The 19,686-nt window shown below is 35.3% G+C and carries 18 protein-coding genes and 2 tRNA genes; 16 read left to right on the top strand and 4 right to left on the bottom strand.

Annotated features, from left to right (window positions below; translation table 11 throughout):
* Positions 1 to 3: 3 nt before the first annotated feature.
* From racE to AHA02nite_RS07975, 5 genes are all read left to right on the top strand, one after another.
* Entirely contained in the window at positions 4 to 810 is an 807-nt protein-coding gene (gene racE, locus AHA02nite_RS07995) for a glutamate racemase (RefSeq protein WP_146816124.1), read from the top strand.
* A 180-nt stretch (positions 811 to 990) separates the two neighbouring features.
* Positions 991 to 1,731 (top strand): ribonuclease PH, encoded by a 741-nt coding sequence (gene rph / locus AHA02nite_RS07990; RefSeq protein WP_146816122.1) that lies wholly within the window; start codon positions 991 to 993, stop codon positions 1,729 to 1,731.
* Positions 1,732 to 1,741: 10 nt separating this feature from the next.
* Complete coding sequence (locus AHA02nite_RS07985) at positions 1,742 to 2,344, top strand: XTP/dITP diphosphatase (protein ID WP_146816121.1); 603 nt, start codon at positions 1,742 to 1,744, stop codon at positions 2,342 to 2,344.
* A gap of 134 nt (positions 2,345 to 2,478) precedes the next feature.
* Positions 2,479 to 2,552: transfer RNA gene (locus AHA02nite_RS07980), tRNA-Gly, on the top strand.
* 28 nt (positions 2,553 to 2,580) lie between these two features.
* Positions 2,581 to 2,657: transfer RNA gene (locus AHA02nite_RS07975), tRNA-Arg, on the top strand.
* 152 nt (positions 2,658 to 2,809) lie between these two features.
* On the opposite strand, the gene AHA02nite_RS07970 is transcribed toward AHA02nite_RS07975, so the two are convergent.
* Together AHA02nite_RS07970 and AHA02nite_RS07965 are read right to left on the bottom strand one after the other, a co-directional pair.
* On the bottom strand, positions 2,810 to 3,199 hold the full coding sequence (locus tag AHA02nite_RS07970) for a tyrosine-type recombinase/integrase (protein WP_146816119.1): 390 nt from the start codon (positions 3,197 to 3,199) through the stop codon (positions 2,810 to 2,812).
* Positions 3,200 to 3,530: 331 nt separating this feature from the next.
* Positions 3,531 to 3,734: a hypothetical protein gene (locus AHA02nite_RS07965; RefSeq protein WP_146816117.1), complete on the bottom strand. Its 204-nt coding sequence runs from the start codon at positions 3,732 to 3,734 to the stop codon at positions 3,531 to 3,533.
* A gap of 288 nt (positions 3,735 to 4,022) precedes the next feature.
* Between AHA02nite_RS07965 and AHA02nite_RS07960 the strand changes: the two genes are divergently transcribed.
* A complete protein-coding gene (locus tag AHA02nite_RS07960; protein WP_146816115.1) occupies positions 4,023 to 4,481 on the top strand; it encodes a hypothetical protein in 459 nt (152 codons plus the stop codon).
* A 70-nt stretch (positions 4,482 to 4,551) separates the two neighbouring features.
* Here AHA02nite_RS07960 and AHA02nite_RS07955 read toward each other — a convergent pair whose 3' ends face one another.
* Complete coding sequence (locus tag AHA02nite_RS07955; protein ID WP_146816113.1) at positions 4,552 to 4,908, bottom strand: hypothetical protein; 357 nt, start codon at positions 4,906 to 4,908, stop codon at positions 4,552 to 4,554.
* 285 nt (positions 4,909 to 5,193) lie between these two features.
* On the opposite strand from AHA02nite_RS07955, the gene AHA02nite_RS07950 reads away from it, so the two are divergent.
* The 9 genes from AHA02nite_RS07950 (at position 5,194) to AHA02nite_RS07910 (ending at position 17,567) form a co-directional block, all read left to right on the top strand.
* Complete coding sequence (locus AHA02nite_RS07950) at positions 5,194 to 6,429, top strand: C40 family peptidase (RefSeq protein ID WP_146816111.1); 1,236 nt, start codon at positions 5,194 to 5,196, stop codon at positions 6,427 to 6,429.
* Between the two features lie 82 nt (positions 6,430 to 6,511).
* The gene (locus tag AHA02nite_RS07945) at positions 6,512 to 7,378 is read left to right on the top strand and encodes a fructosamine kinase family protein (protein ID WP_146816109.1); all 867 of its coding nucleotides are present in this window, start codon (positions 6,512 to 6,514) and stop codon (positions 7,376 to 7,378) included.
* Between the two features lie 61 nt (positions 7,379 to 7,439).
* On the top strand, positions 7,440 to 8,900 hold the full coding sequence (locus AHA02nite_RS07940; protein ID WP_146816107.1) for an aldehyde dehydrogenase family protein: 1,461 nt from the start codon (positions 7,440 to 7,442) through the stop codon (positions 8,898 to 8,900).
* 201 nt (positions 8,901 to 9,101) lie between these two features.
* The gene (locus AHA02nite_RS07935) at positions 9,102 to 10,097 is read left to right on the top strand and encodes a hypothetical protein (protein ID WP_146816105.1); all 996 of its coding nucleotides are present in this window, start codon (positions 9,102 to 9,104) and stop codon (positions 10,095 to 10,097) included.
* A 132-nt stretch (positions 10,098 to 10,229) separates the two neighbouring features.
* Positions 10,230 to 11,516 carry a trigger factor gene (gene tig / locus AHA02nite_RS07930; protein WP_146816103.1) on the top strand — a complete coding sequence of 429 codons (1,287 nt, stop codon included), beginning with the start codon at positions 10,230 to 10,232 and terminating at the stop codon, positions 11,514 to 11,516.
* A 318-nt stretch (positions 11,517 to 11,834) separates the two neighbouring features.
* A complete protein-coding gene (clpX, locus tag AHA02nite_RS07925) occupies positions 11,835 to 13,112 on the top strand; it encodes an ATP-dependent protease ATP-binding subunit ClpX (RefSeq protein ID WP_146816101.1) in 1,278 nt (425 codons plus the stop codon).
* Between the two features lie 279 nt (positions 13,113 to 13,391).
* On the top strand, positions 13,392 to 15,647 hold the full coding sequence (gene lon, locus AHA02nite_RS07920) for an endopeptidase La (RefSeq protein WP_246118836.1): 2,256 nt from the start codon (positions 13,392 to 13,394) through the stop codon (positions 15,645 to 15,647).
* 5 nt (positions 15,648 to 15,652) lie between these two features.
* Positions 15,653 to 16,234, top strand: coding sequence for a ribosome biogenesis GTP-binding protein YihA/YsxC (gene yihA / locus AHA02nite_RS07915; RefSeq protein WP_146816097.1), 582 nt, complete (start codon positions 15,653 to 15,655; stop codon positions 16,232 to 16,234).
* Positions 16,235 to 16,433: 199 nt separating this feature from the next.
* Positions 16,434 to 17,567, top strand: a complete 1,134-nt coding sequence (locus AHA02nite_RS07910; protein ID WP_146816095.1) for an MFS transporter — start codon at positions 16,434 to 16,436, stop codon at positions 17,565 to 17,567.
* A 56-nt stretch (positions 17,568 to 17,623) separates the two neighbouring features.
* Here AHA02nite_RS07910 and AHA02nite_RS07905 read toward each other — a convergent pair whose 3' ends face one another.
* Positions 17,624 to 18,103, bottom strand: a complete 480-nt coding sequence (locus tag AHA02nite_RS07905) for a LiaI-LiaF-like domain-containing protein (RefSeq protein ID WP_146816093.1) — start codon at positions 18,101 to 18,103, stop codon at positions 17,624 to 17,626.
* Between the two features lie 201 nt (positions 18,104 to 18,304).
* On the opposite strand from AHA02nite_RS07905, the gene hemA reads away from it, so the two are divergent.
* The gene (gene hemA / locus AHA02nite_RS07900; protein WP_146816091.1) at positions 18,305 to 19,669 is read left to right on the top strand and encodes a glutamyl-tRNA reductase; all 1,365 of its coding nucleotides are present in this window, start codon (positions 18,305 to 18,307) and stop codon (positions 19,667 to 19,669) included.
* The last annotated feature ends 17 nt before the right edge of the window (positions 19,670 to 19,686 follow it).

Raw genomic sequence — 19,686 nt, 5'->3', positions numbered from 1 at the left:
ACATTGGAAAGACCAATAGGTGTGATTGATTCAGGAATAGGTGGCTTAACGGTTTTGTACGAACTTAAAAGACAGCTCCCTAAAGAGGAGTTTGTTTACTTAGGTGATACGTTAAGGTGCCCATATGGCTCTAAAGAAGCCGATGAAGTTAGGCAATATACTTGGGAAATAGTTGAATACTTATTAAAGTTTGATATTAAACTGCTTGTAGTTGCTTGTAATACTGCAACGGCGATCGTTTTAGATGAATTAAAACAGTACTTATCTATTCCTGTTGTTGGTGTAATCGAACCAGGGGCAAGAGCAGCTATTAAGTCAACAGAAACTGAGCATGTAGGGATCATTGGAACAGAAAACACAATCTCCAGCCAAGCGTATGAATATGCACTAAAGCAAATCAACCCGAACATACAAACAGTTGGAGTTGCTTGTCCAAAATTCGTTCCACTAATTGAGTCTGGAAGGATTTCAGGACCTGAGGCTAAACAAATCGTTCAAGAGAGTCTAGTCACTATAATGAATGATTCGAGTATTGATGCATTGATTTTAGGTTGTACACATTATCCAATTATTCAGCCTGTTATAGAAAACGTATTAGGAAAACGCGTCACAGTATTATCTTCAGCTTTAGAGACAGGTGCGGAAGTTAGTGCTAGTTTAACGTTTTATAACATGCATACAACTAAAGAGAAGTTTCCAATATCAGATCCGTTAATATTAACTACGGGAAGTTTAAGTGTTTTGCAACGATTAAAAGATGAAATATTTCATTTTACTAATAGCCAAGTAAAACAAGTTTCAATCTTGTAAAACTTATGCCATTTAACGTGGTATAAGTTTTTTTATGTTTAAATTGATCTAAATTGTAGATTACTGATAAATATAGAGCTGACATAGTTATGCGTATGTTATACTGTATGCGGTGTATAGCAATCAGAACTATAGATAAAATAATAGTCGATTGCTTATGGAAGTTTGAGGAGGCAAAAGATGAGAATTGATGGACGTCGAAATGATGAATTAAGAAATATGACAATAACAACCAATTTTACTAAGCACCCTGAAGGATCTGTTTTAATTACAGTCGGCGATACGAAAGTCATTTGTAACGCAAGTGTAGAAAAGCGCGTCCCTCCTTTTTTAAGAGGAGAGGGTAAAGGGTGGATTACTGCAGAATATGCTATGTTACCTAGAGCAACAGAACAACGTAACATTCGTGAATCTTCTAAAGGTAAAGTAGCAGGCCGTACGATGGAAATACAACGCTTAATTGGACGTTCGTTAAGAGCTGTTATTGATCTTGAAAAAATCGGTGAGCGTACAATTTGGGTAGACTGTGACGTGATCCAAGCAGACGGTGGAACAAGAACTGCTGCTATTACAGGAGCCTTTGTTGCAACAACATTGGCATGTGTTAAATTATTAGAAGATGAGCTAATTAAAGAAATGCCAATTACCAACTTTTTAGCAGCAACTTCTGTCGGTATAACACCAGAGTCTGAAGCAATATTGGATCTATGTTATGACGAAGATTCAAAGGCTAATGTAGACTTAAACATGGTTATGACAGGTCAAGGTGAATTTGTTGAACTACAAGGTACAGGAGAAGAAGCGACATTCACGCCAAGCCAGTTAAATGAAATGCTTCAATTAGGTACAAGTGGACTTAAGCAAATTATAGACATACAAAAAGATGCATTAGGTGAAGCAGCTAATTCAATTCATAGTTAGGGGAATTTCGATGAAAACAATTTATGTTGCAACGACTAATAAAGGTAAAATAAAAGAGTTCGAACAAATTTTATCAGGTTTATCGGTTGAAATTGAAAGCCTTCAAGATCATGTGACAAACATGGAAGATGTAGAAGAAACGGGTGTAACTTTCGAAGAGAATGCCGTCTTAAAAGCCAAAACTTATGCTAAAAGACATAACTTGGCCGTCATAGCAGATGACTCAGGTTTAGAAGTTGATGCTTTAAATGGAGAGCCTGGAGTATACTCAGCTCGCTATGCAGGTGAAGAAAAAAGCGATGATGCGAACATTGAAAAAGTACTTACAAAGTTAGATGAAAAAAATGCGGACGATCGAAGTGCCGCTTTCGTCTGTGTTATGGCATATGCAGAACCGGGAGAAGAAGTACTAACGACGAAAGGTAAATGCCATGGAAAGATCACAAACGAGCGACGTGGCATTAAAGGCTTTGGTTATGACCCGATTTTCCAACCAGATGGATATGATCAAACATTATCTGAATTAGGGTCGACAGTGAAAAATGAAATTAGTCATCGTCGAATGGCATTGAACGACATGGTTAAAGTACTCTCAGAAAAAGTTTCAGGTTAGGGCCAAGTCCCTACCTGAAACTTAAACTTTAAATTTTTATAGGTTGTGTGTTGACATTAGAGGTCGTTCTTTTATATAATAATCTTTGTCCGCAACAGAGGAATTAAACATTGTTGCAAGTCACCGTTCATTATGCGGGTGTAGTTTAATGGTAAAACCTCAGCCTTCCAAGCTGATGTTGTGGGTTCGATTCCCATCACCCGCTCCATTTAATACATAAGTCAACTTTTTGAGAGGTCCCGGTAGCTCAGCAGGATAGAGCAACAGCCTTCTAAGCTGTCGGTCGCAGGTTCGAATCCTGCCCGGGACGCCATTTTTATAAGATAGCGTAATTTGATTACATACACTAAGATACTTCAATCCTTGCTACATAAGGTTTTGAAGTATTTTTTTATGTAAAACCGAACAGACAAGAATACGTTAGAATAAGGTGAAAAAATAATTTTTTTTACACATCTTTTACACCTAAATAGATTCAAAAACTTGAATAGTTTGTTGTTCATCTTTCTCACATAATTCTTTTATCAAGTGTGCATAGTGGTTCATAGTAGTTTCAATTGTAGAATGTCCTAAGCGTTCAGATACATAATACACTGAAATGCCTTCATAAAGTAAGACACTAGCATGAGTATGCCTTAAACCATGAACTGAAATACGATTTGCACCAATTTCATCTAATAGCTTATGAAGTGTTTTGTTTGCACTGGTGTTGCTAATAACTTTGTACTTAGACGATCCACTATAAAATACTAATTGGTTTAGGTTACTAGGCATCTTCATGAACAACTTCTTAAAAGATTGCATTGTACGGTTGTCCATTTTAACAATCCTTTTAGAACTTTGATTGGAAAGCATATTGTAGAGTTAAAAACGACATAAGGTGATCCATATAACGAGCATGATGTATAACAGACGGATAAAGCAAAAGAAAGGGTTGAATTAAATGAGTTAATCCACTTTTGTTTTAAATTTTACAACTGAAAATAGCGAATGGAGAGAACACCTTAATAGAGCATTAAATCAACTATGTAAAGATACTGATGGTGGAATCTCTATTTATGAAATTGAATGAAGAAGGAAAACAAAAAGTGGAAAAAATTATTACTGGGAATTTATAAGCATAAAAAAACCCACGACCTTCCTTTTATGTGCTATAGATAAGGAATGATACTAAGGTATTGATCATTTATTTATTTCTAAATTTCTCATTGTAATATAGATAATTAACTTTATTTTTAGTTGCCATTAATTGAGATGCTAAAACAGCTGTGTAAACAGTTGTTAACAATATTCCTGATATGGCTATACCGAATAGAGGGTAATTTCTATTGTTAGCGTTAAGTAAACTTCCTTGATTACTATTGTTGATGTTTTGGTTTCCGTTATTCAATTTATTCACTCCATTATTAAATATTATATAAGTAGTTTGCCGAAAGATTAAATAGATATACAGAAATTATTGAACTACTTGACCAAAATAGGAAATGACGGATATTACGGAATTAATAGCAATTCATTAAGTACTGTTAAATTACTTTATATCAATGCTTAGAGCTTGGTTTTTAGGTCTGCCCCTGGACGCCATTTATATAACATAGTATGATTAATTACATACACTAGATGCTTCAGACCTAATAAGGTTTGAAGCATTTTTTTATATTAATTTTGAGTATGGAAGGTGGTTTTAATTATTCAAAAGAAGTATACAATCATAATCGTTAGTATTGTAATTGTATTGTTATTAATTTATTGGGTTTATCATTCCATAAATGAGCCAGAGATCTGGGTCGGTGAAAGCAATGAAGGATGGGTTGTTCATTACGAATATACTTATGGTTCAAAAGATACTTGGGAAGTAACAATCTTTTGGAGGGGAGAAGGGGATGTTACGCTTCATGAAGCTAAGCTCGTTAGGGGTGGTTCATTCAACAATACGCGAGAATTAAATCATGAGTTCAGTAGTGGTTTCAGTAGTGTTTTCAGTGGTGGTTCTTCGAGGGAATTCTTAACAAGAGCTGGCGCAGCAAGTCATGAAGAAGAATATACATTTTATCTAAATTGGTCAAACGATGAAGGCACCTATGAAGATGAAATTAAATTAAAGCCAAGGACAAGGTACTTTATTCCTTTTCATTAATCCATAGCATGGTGACACTAACAAAAAAACGACCAATTAAGGTCGTTTTTTAATTGATTTATAATGTTAGTTACCACTTTAGTAACATCGTCAGTACACAGCAATTGCCAGCATTGGCACTAGTCCTCATCCTAAGTGTTATACCACTTGGTGTAAACTCTACATCCAGATCATGAGTTACACCTGTTGCTTGAAGCAATTCCTGTACACGATTAATGTCATTGACTTGAGCTGCTTCCATCACTTCAAATGCTAATTCATCAGATTGTGACAGTTCATCAAGCATTAAGCTTCCGTCCGCCATTAATTGACTAAAAGCCTCAGCTGATTCTTTAAATTTTGATGGATCGATTTCAGGGAATTCTTGTCGCTGTTCAACAGTGAACTCAGGTGAATAAATAAAACAGTTATAAGGCCTGTGTTTCATCACGTATCCTCCTTATATTTCCATTCTTCTTATCAACATATGTCATGGATTTTTAATTGTGAGATGATAAAATGGTTACGTGCATTAAGTCTTATTAGGTGAGCCACCATACATGTAAAATAGACTAGAATACATTAGTAATAAATAGAGGAATATCGACAAAATGATACTTTATATATGATAAAATGAAATATAATTGTAATAACTCTATTATCTATTTGAAAAGATATGTATGTTATAATCAAAAAAAGAGATTTAATAGATTAGTATTTGGGGGAAGCGATCGTGAATAAAATTACCTATTCAATAGTTTTAACTCTTGTCTTGAGTTTAACTTTTGCAGCAACTACATATGCCGATACTGATGAACTAAGGGATCGAGAATCAGATTTATCAGATGAACGCTCAGAGTTAAGTGAAGAGTTGTCTGAAGCTGAAGCAGAGCTAGCCGAAGTTTTAACTGAATTAGAAGAGTTAAATCAAGAGATTGATCGCATTAATGAAGCAAGAGAACAAAATGAGGCAAAGCTAGAAGAAACAGAACAACAAATAGATGAAACACAAGAAGAAGCAGATTACTTAGAAAATGAAATTGAAATAATTCAAGAGAGAATTGATATACGCCAAGAAGTGTTAAGTGAAAGGTTATCGACGTTACAAAGAAACGGTGGTAATGTAAATTATATTGATGTCATACTAGGTGCTAGTAATTTTGGTGATTTTGTTAGTCGTGTAACTACCGTAAACAAAATTATGGATTCTGATAAAGATTTAGTCGATCAGCAAGTATCTGATAAAAATGAAGTCGAAAGCAAGCAGCAGACTTTATTAGATCAAGTGGATGAATTAGAAGCAATGGAACAAGAACTAGTTGGAATGAATGAATTGCTAGAGGACCAAAAAGATTCTAGTGAACAGAAACAAGATGAATTACAAGATAAACAACAAGAGTTAGTCGCTTTACAAGAAGAATTAGAAGTTCAAGACAGAGAGTTGGCTTCTTTACAAGAAGAGGTTAGACAAGATATTGAGCGTTCGGAAGCTGAAACAGTAACTCTAGCTTCTAGTAATAGTTCTAGTAGTAACTCGAATAATGGTGGAAACGTAAGTAATTCAGTTCAGTCCTCGTCTTCGTCCAATGTTAGCGGGAACGGAAGTATGGAAAGTGTAATTGAAGCGGGTATGACACAAACAGGAACACCTTATGTTTGGGGTGGTACTTCTCCTTCAGGTTTTGACTGTTCTGGTTTCTTAACATGGGCGTTCAGTCAAGGTGGACTCAATGTGCAAGGGCGTAGTACTGATGACTTCGTTCATGTAGGTACAAGAGTATCACCAAGTGAAATGCAAAGAGGAGACCTGGTCTTTTTTGATACGTATAAACAAGATGGACATATTGGAATTTATTTAGGTAACGGTCAGTTCTTAGGTGCACAAAACTCAACAGGTGTAGCTGTCGCTAATATGACATCTGGTTACTGGGATCAAAACTTTAACGGTCACGTTCGCCGTATTCAATAATTGTTAATGAGAAATACCAGTCGAGATGGTTAACATCACGATTGGTATTTCTTTTTATAAGAAGTGCTTTTGGAGGTATCGTATGAAAAATATCATTGAACAATCATTAATAGACTTTGGTGATTACTCTGGTGTTATTGAAATTAAAAGTGTATCAGGTGGTGACATTAACGATAGCTTTTATATTCAAACTAATGAGAATGAGTACTTTATTAAGTTAAACGACCAATCGCCAGAAAGATTTTTTGAGTTAGAAGCTGAAGGGCTTCAAAATATTAAAAATACGAATACAATTAATGTTCCTCAAGTTTATTCTTATAGTGACAAACCTAATGAATCTCATATGCTGTTAGAATGGATCGAACAAGGACAGAGTTCACAAGAGGATATTTTAGGTGAGAAAGTGGCCATGTTACATAATTCTTATTCATCTAAACATGGTTATGAACACGTCACTTATATCGGAACGTTAGAACAACCGAATGGCCTTTATGCAAATTGGCCTGAGTATTACAGTTCTTGTCGCTTAAAAGCTCAATATGATATTGGCGTAGCACGAGGAAGCATAAAAGGAAAAAGACAAAGCCAGTTATGGGATGTTATCGATCGATGTGAAGAGGTTTTACCTAAAAATGTTACTGCCTCATATTTGCATGGTGATTTATGGAGTGGAAATTGGCTATATAACAAAGAAGGGGTGCCTTATTTAGTAGACCCTTCGTTTTTGTATGGTGATCGACATTTTGAATTAGCTTTTACATATTTATTCGGCGGTTTCTCTGAGGCTTTTTACGAAGGGTACAAAAATATAGGTGTTATAGAAGATTATTTTGACGATGTTAAACCTTTATATCAGTTATATTATTTACTCGTTCATTTAAATATTTTCGGGGAAATGTATGGTTCATCAGTAGATTCTGTTCTCAATCATTATTCAAAGATTAAATAGGAATAGGAACTCTCTTATTAGTTCATTCTATGTATTAGGTATGATTGAAAGGGGAGTTTTAATGGAACAGTTTGAGAATTTCAATAAAAGCTATATTAACGGTGAATGGGTTGAAGGTGAAAGTGGTCGTAATTATGAAAATCAGAACCCTTACGATCAATCGGTTATTAATACTATTCCGTTGGCGACTAAGCAACAGTTAGAAGATGCATATGTTAAGGCTAAACAAGCACAAAAAGAATGGGCTCAATCGACTGCAGAAGAGCGTAAAAGCATTTTAGAAAAAGTGAGTTCTTATTTAGATCAACACCGGGATGAAATTGTCCAAATTATTGCTCGAGAAACAGGTGGTAGTTTGATTAAAGCTAGTGTTGAAGTCGACCTGACGATCGCTTTAGTTGAAGAAGCCACTAATATGCCAGATGAGCTTAACCGTGTGGATGAAAAAGGAGCTGCGGTTGAAGGTAAAGTTAATAAAGTCCATCGATTACCACTAGGGGTTATTACATCTATATCTCCGTTCAACTTTCCAATGAACTTATCGATGCGAACAATTGCACCAGCGATTGCTTTAGGAAATGCTGTTGTTCATAAGCCAGATAATCAAACGGCATTAACGGGTGGGTCCATTTTGGCTAAAGCTTTCGAACATGCTGGACTACCTAAAGGGGTGTTTAATTGTATTTTAACAGACCTTGATGAGATTGGAGATTATATGATCGAAACACCACATTCTCCTTTAATAAGTTTCACTGGTTCAACACCTGTTGGGAAACACATCGCTGAAAAGGCAGGCGCTATGTTGAAGCGTGTTGCTTTAGAACTTGGAGGAAACAATCCATTTATTGTACTTGAAGACGCTGATCTCGACCGAGCTGTTGATGCAGCTATTTTTGGTAAGTTTATTCATCAAGGACAAATTTGTATGATTATAAACCGAATAATCGTACATGAAAAGCTCTATGATTCATTTATTGATCAATTTGTCGAGCGAGTTAAAGAGATACCTTCAGGTGATCCGACAGAAGAAGGTGTCATTGTCGGTCCGTTAATTAATGAGGACCAAGTTAACGACGCCCTTGAAATTATTGAAACAGCCAAAAAAGAAGGAGCGAACTTAGTATTAGAAGGTAAAAGAGAAGGAAACTTATTAACGCCATATGTCTTTACGGATGTTAAAAATGACAGTGAGTTAGCACAAACCGAGTTGTTTGCTCCGATTGCAACGATTATAAAAGCAACTACTGATGATGAAGCAATTGAGATGGCAAACGATACACCATATGGTTTAAGTTCATCGATCTTTACTCAAGACTTAGAAAAAGGGGAGCAACTAGCACTTAAAGTTGAAAGTGGTATGACACATATTAATGACCAAACAGTAAATGACAACCCAACCATTCCATTTGGCGGAACGAAAGAAAGTGGTGTCGGGAAGTTTGGGAACCCATGGATTGTTGAAGAATTCACAATCACTAAATGGGTGTCTATACAAGAAGAATATCGTGATTTCCCGTTTTAATTTATAACTAACGCTTTAGAGCACGTAGAACAATGACTTCAGTCTTTTCTCTACGGTGCTCTTTAATATTTATTAAAGTTTGAGGAGAAGCCATATTTTTGGTCATTATTTTGTTACAATTAAGTTATCCCTTATTTATGTGTTTTTTTATGTCTTATTAAGGGTAGATTATATAGTAGAATTGAATAAGGAGGTGAGAACATGAGTACTGAGCGTCAAGATGTTGTGATGTTTCCAGGTTGGAGGAAAGAGCTGGAACAGAAAACTTTTGATGCTATTCAACAGAAATATTATGAGGAAGCCTTATTACATATTAAAAAGTTAGAAGATTTTAAAGAAGCTTCGAATGATATTTTAACAGCAAAAGTTATCTGCTTTGTTGAGTTAGCAAGATATGATGAAGCGATTAGTTTATGTCGTCGTCTAATGAAAGAGGATGATGACCATTATTATAAGTATCTACATATTTATTTAACAATTCTTTTCCAAACGAGTCAGTATACAGAACTGATTGAATTATTAGATGAGATTTTTGAAAATGAGACTATACCATATGAGTATGAGGAAGCTTTTAAACAACTTTATGATGTTAGTAAAGATATGCGAGATTCTGCTACGCAACAAGAAGCAGAAACACATATGAATCACTTTCTCGATTCCCTAGAGAACGGCAATTTTCAAGAACAGTGGAAATTATTATCGATGCATAGAAAGCATGACGTAGAACCTCATTTAGATGCTATAAAGCCGTATTTAAGTGATGCAAGGTTGAACCCTGTTATTAAAACAGGTATCATCCAATGGTTAATGGATTGTGAAATCGATCAAAAAATCGAAGTTGAGAAATTTGATCACTCGGACTATGTCATTCCAGCTCAATTAAACGATATTTTGGATACATACTTTGCACAGAGCGTTTTAGATTACCTTGAAAATGTGGAACAAGGTGATCCAACATTGTATGAGTTCGTAAAACAAATTTTATATCGTTACCTTTATATTAAGTATCCCTTTGAACCACAATCAGACCGTCAAAGCGTTCAAAACTTAGGTGAAGCTGTTTTAATGCTTGCCCAGAAGTATTTACACTTGAATGAAGATACTAACTTAACTGAAGAAGCTTCAAAAGAACAACAAAAATGGATGGAAGAAATCGAACGTTTAGAGAAAATATATTTTTCTCAAGTGGAGGACTAAATTTACTATTTCATGAGTATTGAACGTCGGAATTTCTATGTTATAATATAGTGGTTGCATTATGCATGAGCGCAAATATGCATGAAAACATACGACAATAATTAGTATGAATAGATGTTGGAGGGAAGAATTATGTCAGCAAAATGGGAAAAGAAAGAAGGTAATGAAGGTGTTCTTACTGTAGAAGTTGATGCTTCTGAGTTTGATCAAGCCCTTGACCAAGCCTTTAAAAAAGTTGTTAAAGATGTACAAATACCTGGTTTCCGTAAAGGTAAAGTACCTCGTCCAATGTTCGAACAGCGTTTCGGTGTAGAATCTCTATATCAAGATGCGGTAGATATCGTATTACCTGATGCATATATGAAAGCTGTTGAAGAAGCAGGTATTACACCAGTAGACCGTCCAGAAGTAGATGTTGAACAAATCGAAAAAGGACAGCCGCTAATCTTCAAAGCTACTGTAACAGTTAAGCCTGAAGTAGAGTTAGGCGAGTATAAAGGTCTAGAAGTGGAAGAACAAGAAGCAACTGTTACAGAAGAAGAAGTTGAAGAAGAGTTAAAAACTCAACAAGAAAAGCAAGCTGAACTAGTTGTAAAAGAAGAAGGCAAAGTTGAAAACGGCGACACAGTTGTTATTGACTTTGAAGGTTTCTTAGACGGTGAAGCATTTGAAGGTGGATCTGCTGAAAACCATACATTAGAAGTAGGTTCAGGTTCATTTATCCCTGGATTTGAAGAGCAATTAGTAGGTAAGACTGCTGGAGAAGACACAGAAGTAAGTGTGACTTTCCCAGAAGATTACCATGCAGAAGAATTAGCTGGTAAAGAAACGACTTTCAAAGTAAAAATCCATGAAGTAAAAGCTAAAGAAGTACCTGAATTGGACGATGAGTTCGCTAAAGATGTAGATGAAGAAGTAGAAACTTTAGAAGAACTAAAAACTAAAACAAAAGAGCGCCTACAAGAGCAAAAAGAAACAGAAGCTGATAATCAGAAGCGTGAAACTCTAGTAGAGAAAGCTTCTGAAAACGCAACGATCGATGTTCCAGATGCAATGGTTGATTCTGAGCTAGATCGTATGCTTCAAGAGTTCGAACAACGTCTACAAATGCAAGGTATGACATTAGATATGTACTACCAATTCTCTGGTCAAAGTGAAGATGACCTTAAAGAGCAAATGAAAGAAGATGCTGGAAAGCGTGTTCGTACTAACTTAACGCTTGAAGCGATCTCTGCTCAAGAAGGGTTAGAGGTAACAGAACAAGATGTAGAAGATCAGCTTCAAGAAATGGCTGCTATGTACCAAACTGATGCTGAGCAGTTAAAGCAAATGTTAGGTGGCAACACTGACGCATTAAATGAAGACTTAAAGCTTAAGAAAGCAATTGATTTCTTAGTAGAAAACGCTAAAACTGTATAATTTCACAAGTGTATAAGCAAGGCGCGTAATTTTACGTGCCTTGTTTTGCACTATAATTAATGTTTTGGCAATTTCGAACATAGGCTATAGTAATATTGACCAATCAATGATAAAATTATTCGAACAAATAGTTTTTTTGCACATATAATATGAATAAGTTTTTCTTTTGACTTAATTGATTTAGAAGTACATAATGGAGAATGTGAAGGTTAAAGCTTAAGAAATAAGATCAAAAATTACCTGTTTAAGACCATGCTTTTTTATTAAAATTAATGATAATTCGTAGTGGTTAAATATAGATCATTATGGGGTGAATGTATGTTTAAATTAAGTGATGAAAAAGGGCAGTTAAAATGCTCATTTTGTGGAAAGACCCAAGACCAAGTTCGCAAATTAGTTGCAGGGCCTGGCGTTTATATATGTGATGAATGTATCGATTTATGCACAGAAATTGTAGAAGAAGAATTAGGTACTGTAGAACAGGAAGACTTTAAAGAAGTGCCAAAGCCAAAAGAGATCTGTGACATTTTAGATGATTATGTTATTGGTCAAGAAGAGGCGAAAAAGTCATTATCTGTCGCAGTTTATAACCACTATAAACGTATTAATTCTAATGTAAAAAATGATGATGTTGAGGTCTCAAAAAGTAATATCCTTCTTTTAGGACCAACAGGTAGCGGTAAAACATTACTAGCACAAACGTTAGCGCGTATTTTAAATGTACCATTTGCAATTGCAGATGCTACATCATTAACAGAAGCGGGTTACGTTGGTGAAGATGTTGAAAATATCTTATTAAAACTAATTCAATCTGCTGATTACGATGTTGAAAAGGCAGAAAAAGGTATTATTTATATTGATGAAATTGATAAAGTTGCTCGTAAATCTGAAAATCCGTCCATTACACGTGACGTTTCAGGTGAAGGTGTACAACAAGCACTATTGAAAATTCTTGAAGGTACACAAGCAAGCGTACCGCCACAAGGTGGAAGAAAGCATCCTCATCAAGAATTTATTCAAATTGACACGACTAACATTTTATTTATCGTTGGTGGTGCATTTGACGGGATCGATCAAGTTGTTAAGCGTCGTCTAGGTGAACGTGTAATTGGTTTCGGTTCTGAATCCACTGGTGAACAGTTAGAAGAATCTGAACTGTTAACAAAAGTGTTACCAGAAGACTTATTACGTTACGGACTAATTCCAGAGTTTATCGGTCGTCTACCGGTAATTGGTAGCCTAACACCGTTAGATGAAGATGCATTAGTTGAAATTTTAACGAAGCCTAAAAATGCATTATCTAAGCAATATGAGAAGTTGTTTGATATTGATGGCGTTGAGTTAGAACTACAAGATGAAGCACTTCGAGCAATTGCGAATAAAGCCATTGAGCGTAATACAGGAGCAAGAGGTTTGCGTTCAATTATTGAAGGTATCATGCTTGATGTAATGTTCGAATTACCATCTAGAGATGATATTGAGAAATGTATTATCACAAAAGACACGGTTGAATTAGAAAAAGGTAAACCGACACTTGTGATGGAAGATGGGTCTGTAGTTGATCAAAATAAAGAAAGTCCAAAAGAAAGTGCATAACATTAGTTAAAGTGTTTTAGAGGGTACTCTCCTCTTCGAAGTGAGAGTACCTTTTTATTTTGTATTCTTTTCATGGATAAAATTGGTTGCTTTTTGAGAAAGAAGTTACTACATTTTATTTCATAAACAAAATAGATTAAAATGAAATGTATATAATAAACATAAGCAATGTAGGAAGATGAGTTGTAACCGTAGTTGGAGGTGTGACTTAAATTGAACAATGACATCAGTCAAGCAATCCCGTTATTACCATTAAGAGGGGTTATTATATACCCGTCAATGGTTCAACATTTAGATGTAGGACGAGAACACTCAGTTAAAGCGCTTGAACAAGCCATGGTGCAAGACCATAAATTGTTATTGGCAGCACAACGAGATTCGTCGTTAAATGAACCAAAAGAAGAAGATATTTATCAATTTGGAACTATTGTTTATATTAAACAAATGGTCAAGCTCCCAAATGGCACGAACCGTATATTAGTTGAAGGTTTAGATCGAGCTGAAATAGAATCGTTTGAACAGCTTGAGCCATATTTTACTGTTACATATAAAACAGTTGAAGATGAGCACGGTGATGGTGTTGAAGAGCAGGCCTTAATGCGTACATTAGTAAACCAATTTGATGAGTATACAAAAGTGTCTAAAAAGACGAAACGAGAAACGTATGAAACAGTTAAAGATATTACTGAATCAAGTCGTTTAGCTGATATCGTAACTTCTCATTTATCACTAAAAGTCCAACAGAAACAACAAATTTTAGAAACACCGTACGTGCCAGATCGTTTAGAACAATTACTTCAAATGATTCAAAACGAAAAAGAAGTCCTTTCGATGGAAAAGAAGATCGGCCAACGTGTAAAGAAGTCGATGGAACGTACTCAAAAGGAATATTACTTGCGTGAACAGTTAAAAGCCATTCAAAAAGAGCTAGGCGATCAAGATGGAAAAACTGGTGAGGTTGAACAATTAAAAACAAAAATTGCTGAAGCCAGTATGCCAGAACGAATTGAAGAAGTGGCTTATAAAGAGTTAAACCGTTATGAAAAAGTTCCACAAAGCTCTGCTGAAAGTTCTGTTATTCGAAATTATATTGAATGGTTAGTTGCTTTACCATGGACAGACGAAACAGAAGATAACTTAGATGTAAATCGTGCTCAAGGTGTGTTAGATGAAGATCATTACGGTTTAGATCGAGTGAAGGAACGAGTGTTAGAGTATTTAGCGGTACAACAGCTAACTGAATCTGTTAATGGGCCTATCTTATGTTTAGTTGGTCCTCCAGGTGTTGGTAAAACATCATTAGCTAAGTCAATTGCTCGTTCAGTTGGGCGTAACTTTGTACGTGCTTCGTTAGGTGGTGTGAGAGATGAAGCTGAAATTAGAGGCCATCGTAGAACTTATGTAGGCGCTATGCCCGGTAGAATTATTCAAGGGATGAAAACAGCAGAAACCGTTAACCCTGTTTTCTTATTAGACGAAATTGATAAGATGGCAAGTGATTTCCGTGGAGATCCATCTTCAGCTATGTTAGAAGTCTTAGACCCTGAGCAAAATCACTCATTTAGTGATCATTTTGTTGAAGAACCTTATGACTTATCAAAAGTAATGTTCGTTGCAACAGCTAATAATTTAGCAACTATTCCAGGTCCATTATTAGACCGTATGGAAGTTATTACTATTGCCGGTTATACCGAGTTAGAGAAGCTTCATATTTCTAAGCAACATTTAATTCCGAAGCAAATTAAAGAAAATGGCTTAACGAAATCAAAAGTGCAGTTTCGTGACGAAGCGATCCTTAAACTGATCCGTATGTATACGAGAGAAGCAGGTGTTCGTAGTTTAGAAAGAGAGATTGCTTCTGTCTGTCGAAAAGCTGCAAAACTTATTGTGTCAGGTGAGAAAAAACGAGTTGTCATTACTGAGAAACAATTAGAAGAACTTTTAGGTAAACCTAAGTTCCGTTATGGACAAGCTGAGGCTGAACACCAAATTGGTGCGGCTACTGGATTGGCGTATACACAAGCAGGTGGCGACACACTAGCTATTGAAGTTTCTATTGTACAAGGTACAGGAAAACTGACGTTAACAGGAAAACTCGGCGATGTAATGAAGGAATCTGCCCAAGCAGCCTTTAGTTACGTACGTGCTAGAGCAGAAGAGTTTGAACTTGAACATGACTTTTATGAAAAGTATGATGTTCATATTCACATTCCAGAAGGTGCTACACCGAAAGATGGACCTTCTGCTGGTATTACGATTGCTACAGCTTTAGTTTCGGCATTTACTAATCGTCCAGTTCGTAAAGAAGTAGGTATGACAGGTGAAATTACGCTAAGGGGTCGTGTGTTACCTATTGGTGGGTTGAAAGAAAAATCATTAAGCGCACACCGAGCTGGGCTAACGAAGATCCTTATGCCAGCTGAAAATGAAAAAGATTTAGAAGATATCCCTGAAAGTGTGCGTGATGGTTTAACTTTCGTCCAAGTAAAACATTTAGATGAAGTGTTAGATCACGCTCTTTTACCAAAGGAGTAAGTAATATGAAAGTAAATCAAGCTGAAATCGTTATGAGTGCAGTAAGTAAAGCCCAGTATCCTGAAGATCATCTATCAGAAATTGCATTATCTGGTCGTTCTAATGTTGGTAAATCATCGTTTATTAATAAAATGATTCAACGTAAAAGTTTAGCTCGTACGTCATCTAAGCCTGGAAAAACCCAGACGTTAAACTTTTATTTAATTAATGAATCTTTTTATTTTGTTGATGTACCAGGTTACGGATACGCTAAAGTTTCTAAAAGGGAACGAGAAGCTTGGGGACGTATGATGGAAGAGTATTTTACGACTAGAGAGCCGTTAAAAGCTGCTGTTCTATTAATTGATATGCGTCACCCTCCAACAGAAGATGACTTAATCATGTATGACTTTTTAAAGTATTATGATTTACCGGTTATTGTAGTTGCAACTAAGTTGGATAAAATCTCAAAGTCTAAACGCCAAAAACATCTCAAAGTGATAGAAGATGATTTAGAACTTGAACCAGAAGATGTTGTTATGCCATTCTCAGCGGAAACGGGAGAAGGAAAAGATCAAGTATGGGGAAAGATTAAAGGTTTTCTATAACCTGGTTAAAAGAGGTGCTGATTTAATTCAGCACCTTTTTTTATTTCATATACTGGAGGTGCTTGTTACAACTACAATGATATTGTCCTAGTCATAAGCTTAAGTAGACAATATGTTTTATGAAAGTCACGATAATTGTTGTTATTTGTTTTATAATGTAGTTATTAGCTTTTGAATAAAATTCCGGAGTGCTGCTCATATGGTTAAATATATTTATTTTATAATCGTTGTTGCCTTTATAGATACTTTTATTCAATTACCCATCATTACCCCATATGCCTTAAGTTTAGGTGCTAGTGAGGTGCTTACAGGGCTTATAGTGGCTATTTATTCATTATCTAATGTAATAGGTAATATAGTAGGTGGACATTTTGTAGATCGTGTCGGAAGAAAACGTGTACTAATCATAGGGATGGTTTTAGTTAGTATCATTTTGCTATTTTATCCATTAGTACAAACAGGAGAACAATTGCTGATCATTCGTTTTCTGCATGGTATTGCTGGTGGAGTTTTAGTACCTGGAGCATTCGCATTAATTGGAGATCGCTCTAAGCAAACTGAAGATGAAAATTCAATGGCGTTTGCAGGTGCTGCAATAGGTATTGCAGCGATATTAGGCCCTGCATTAGGTGGTGGTCTTGCAGCTGCTGGGCGAATTGAATATGTATTTATTTTTGTAGCTTTATTATTTCTTTTTAGTGCTTTATTCGGTGTTAAATTAATACCTGAATCGATCACTCATAGTGAGCGCGGGAAGATATCAGTAGCAACTTTTATACCTTTGTTAAAAAATAATAAATTATTACAAGCCTGCTTAATTGCTTTTAGCTTAATGGTTAGTAACGGTACTTTAGCATTTGCTTTACCTATTATCATTGAAGGTATGGGATATACATCAACTGCAACAGGTTTGTTACTTAGTTTGTATGGAGTTACCGCGTTAATCTTTTTTATAACAAGTTTAAATAGAGTTTATAAACGATTTTTACCAAGAAGTCTATCTATAGCCGGTCTAATTACGATTGCTAGCTCAATGCTTTTACTAAGTTTAGCGACGAATATAGTATTGGCAATTGGAGCAATGGTTGTTTATGGGATTGGTTTTGCTTTTATATTCCCATCAATGAACCAAATGGTCGCTAATGCTACTGATGAATTAAACCGTGGAAAGGCATATGGCGTTTTTTACGCGTTTTTCTCAGTTGGTGTGATTACAGGGTCTAGTTCATCTGGGTTTATATCACAATTGTTTGGCTTACCGTTTGTATTTACTATCTTATTGATGGTTGTTGTTGTTTTTACGCTTCAATTAATGAATAGAAAAGTCTTATAAATTGTTTCTTTGTTAGTTGGATAATTTATGAACTAAAGTTTCATACTAAAAAAGAATTATTTTTTAAATAATAAAATTAGACCAAAAATAATGAGTAAAATCGGCCAAAATTGCTCAATCATGTTAAACATGTAATCAAACCAGCCGAACCATGTTGGCATTGCAAATGAAGTAAGGGCAATAAACGATAAAATAATTAATACAATACCAATCACTGTCCCTTGGCTCGTTTTTTGCGCACGTAATATAAATGCTATACCAATTATTAAAGTATACATGCCCCAATGGTCAATCCAGCTTGCGCTATAATTTAAAGCATGGAAATGAATACCTAACCCAAATAGGATCACACCTGGTACGATATTATCATACTGTCTATTTCCGTAAGCATTAAATATGAAAGCCGTGCCGATAATAACTAATATGCTAGGCCAAGTATTAAATTGAGATATAAAAGGTATATGATATTGTTGAATTAAAAAGTAAATACCAAAACCAATAAGTATAATGGCAAGAAAGCTTTTAGGTTGCTTCATAATAAAATAGTCTCCTCTATAGACAAAATTCTTGATGGTTCGATACCGATATGATAGTCTACATATAGTTATTAATAATTATTCTAAATAAATCTTATCATAAATTTTCATAATTTGTTCATTCAAATAAAGGTTTTGTACTATTTTTTCTTGTTATAATAATAATTAGATTAGTTCGAGCGATGCAAGGGGTGAATTGGCATGAATTTTGTTGTAGTTACAATTAATTATCGAACAGCCCCAGTAGAAATAAGGGAGAAGTTAACTTTCTCTGAAGACCAAATAAGCGAAGCGATGACAAGATTAAATGAAGAGAAGAGCATTTTAGAAAATGTGATCGTCTCTACTTGTAATCGTACAGAATTATATGTCGTATCTGACCAGTTACATACTGGTCGTTATTATGTAAAGAAATTTTTAGCTGATTGGTTCTCAATGGATGTTGACTATGTTGCTAATTTCATTGAATTAAAAGAAGAGAAAGAAGCAATAAAACATCTATTTAATGTTGCTGCTGGGTTAGACTCGATGGTATTAGGTGAGACTCAAATTTTAGGACAAGTTAAAGATTCCTTTAACAAGGCCCAAAATGATGGTGCATCAGGTTTAATGTTTAATCAGTTGTTTAAACAAGCTATTACAACAGCTAAACGTGCACATAAAGAAACAGAAATCGGTGAAAATGCTGTATCAATTAGTTATGCAGCAGTAGAATTAGCTAAAACAATCTTTGACCAGTTAAGAAACCAACATGTCGTCATTTTAGGCGCAGGTAAAATGGGTGAATTAGCTGTACAAAATTTACACGGCTCAGGCGTTCATAACATTACAGTTGTTAACCGAACAGTGGAGAAAGCTGAAGAAGTAGCTTCTAAATTCTCTGGGAGAGCTAAGTCAATGGACGAGCTAAATGAAGTGTTAGAAGAAGCGGATATCGTAATCACTTCTGTTGGGACGGACCACTATATTTTACAACAAAGTGATTTAAAGTCTGTTGTTAAAAAGCGTAATGGTAAACCATTATTTATGGTTGATATTGCGGTGCCACGCAATTTAGATCCAGCTATAGAACAATTAGATAGTATGTTCTTATATGATATTGATGACTTACAAGGAATAGTTGATCAAAACTTAGAAGAACGGAAACAAGCTGCTGCAGAAATCGATCAAATGATTAATGTTGAAATGACTGATTTTGATGAGTGGATTAAAACATTAGGTGTTGTACCAGTTATTTCAGCATTACGTAAAAAAGCATTAACAATTCAACAAGATACGATGGAATCAATTGAACGCAAAATGCCAGATTTAACACCAAGAGAGAAAAAAGTGCTTAATAAACATACGAAAAGTATTGTCAATCAAATGCTTAAAGAGCCGATTCTACAAGCGAAAGAAATGGCTGGCGAGGAACATGCAGATGATATGATGAAACTTTTTGTACGAATGTTTGGAATTGAAGCAGAAGTACAACAAGAGTTAGAAGAACAGAGTAAAAAGCACCCAAGTCACGAATCAGTTAATCAGTCACTACCAATTGCAAGCTTAGTTAGAGCAATGCAGTAGGTGAATGAGAGGGGTTC

Origin of the sequence: Alkalibacillus haloalkaliphilus (genome assembly GCF_007991275.1) — a bacterium.
Lineage (GTDB): Bacteria > Bacillota > Bacilli > Bacillales > Alkalibacillaceae > Alkalibacillus > Alkalibacillus haloalkaliphilus.
Note: the sequence above shows the minus strand (reverse complement) of the source record. Positions and strands in the feature narration are given on the sequence as shown.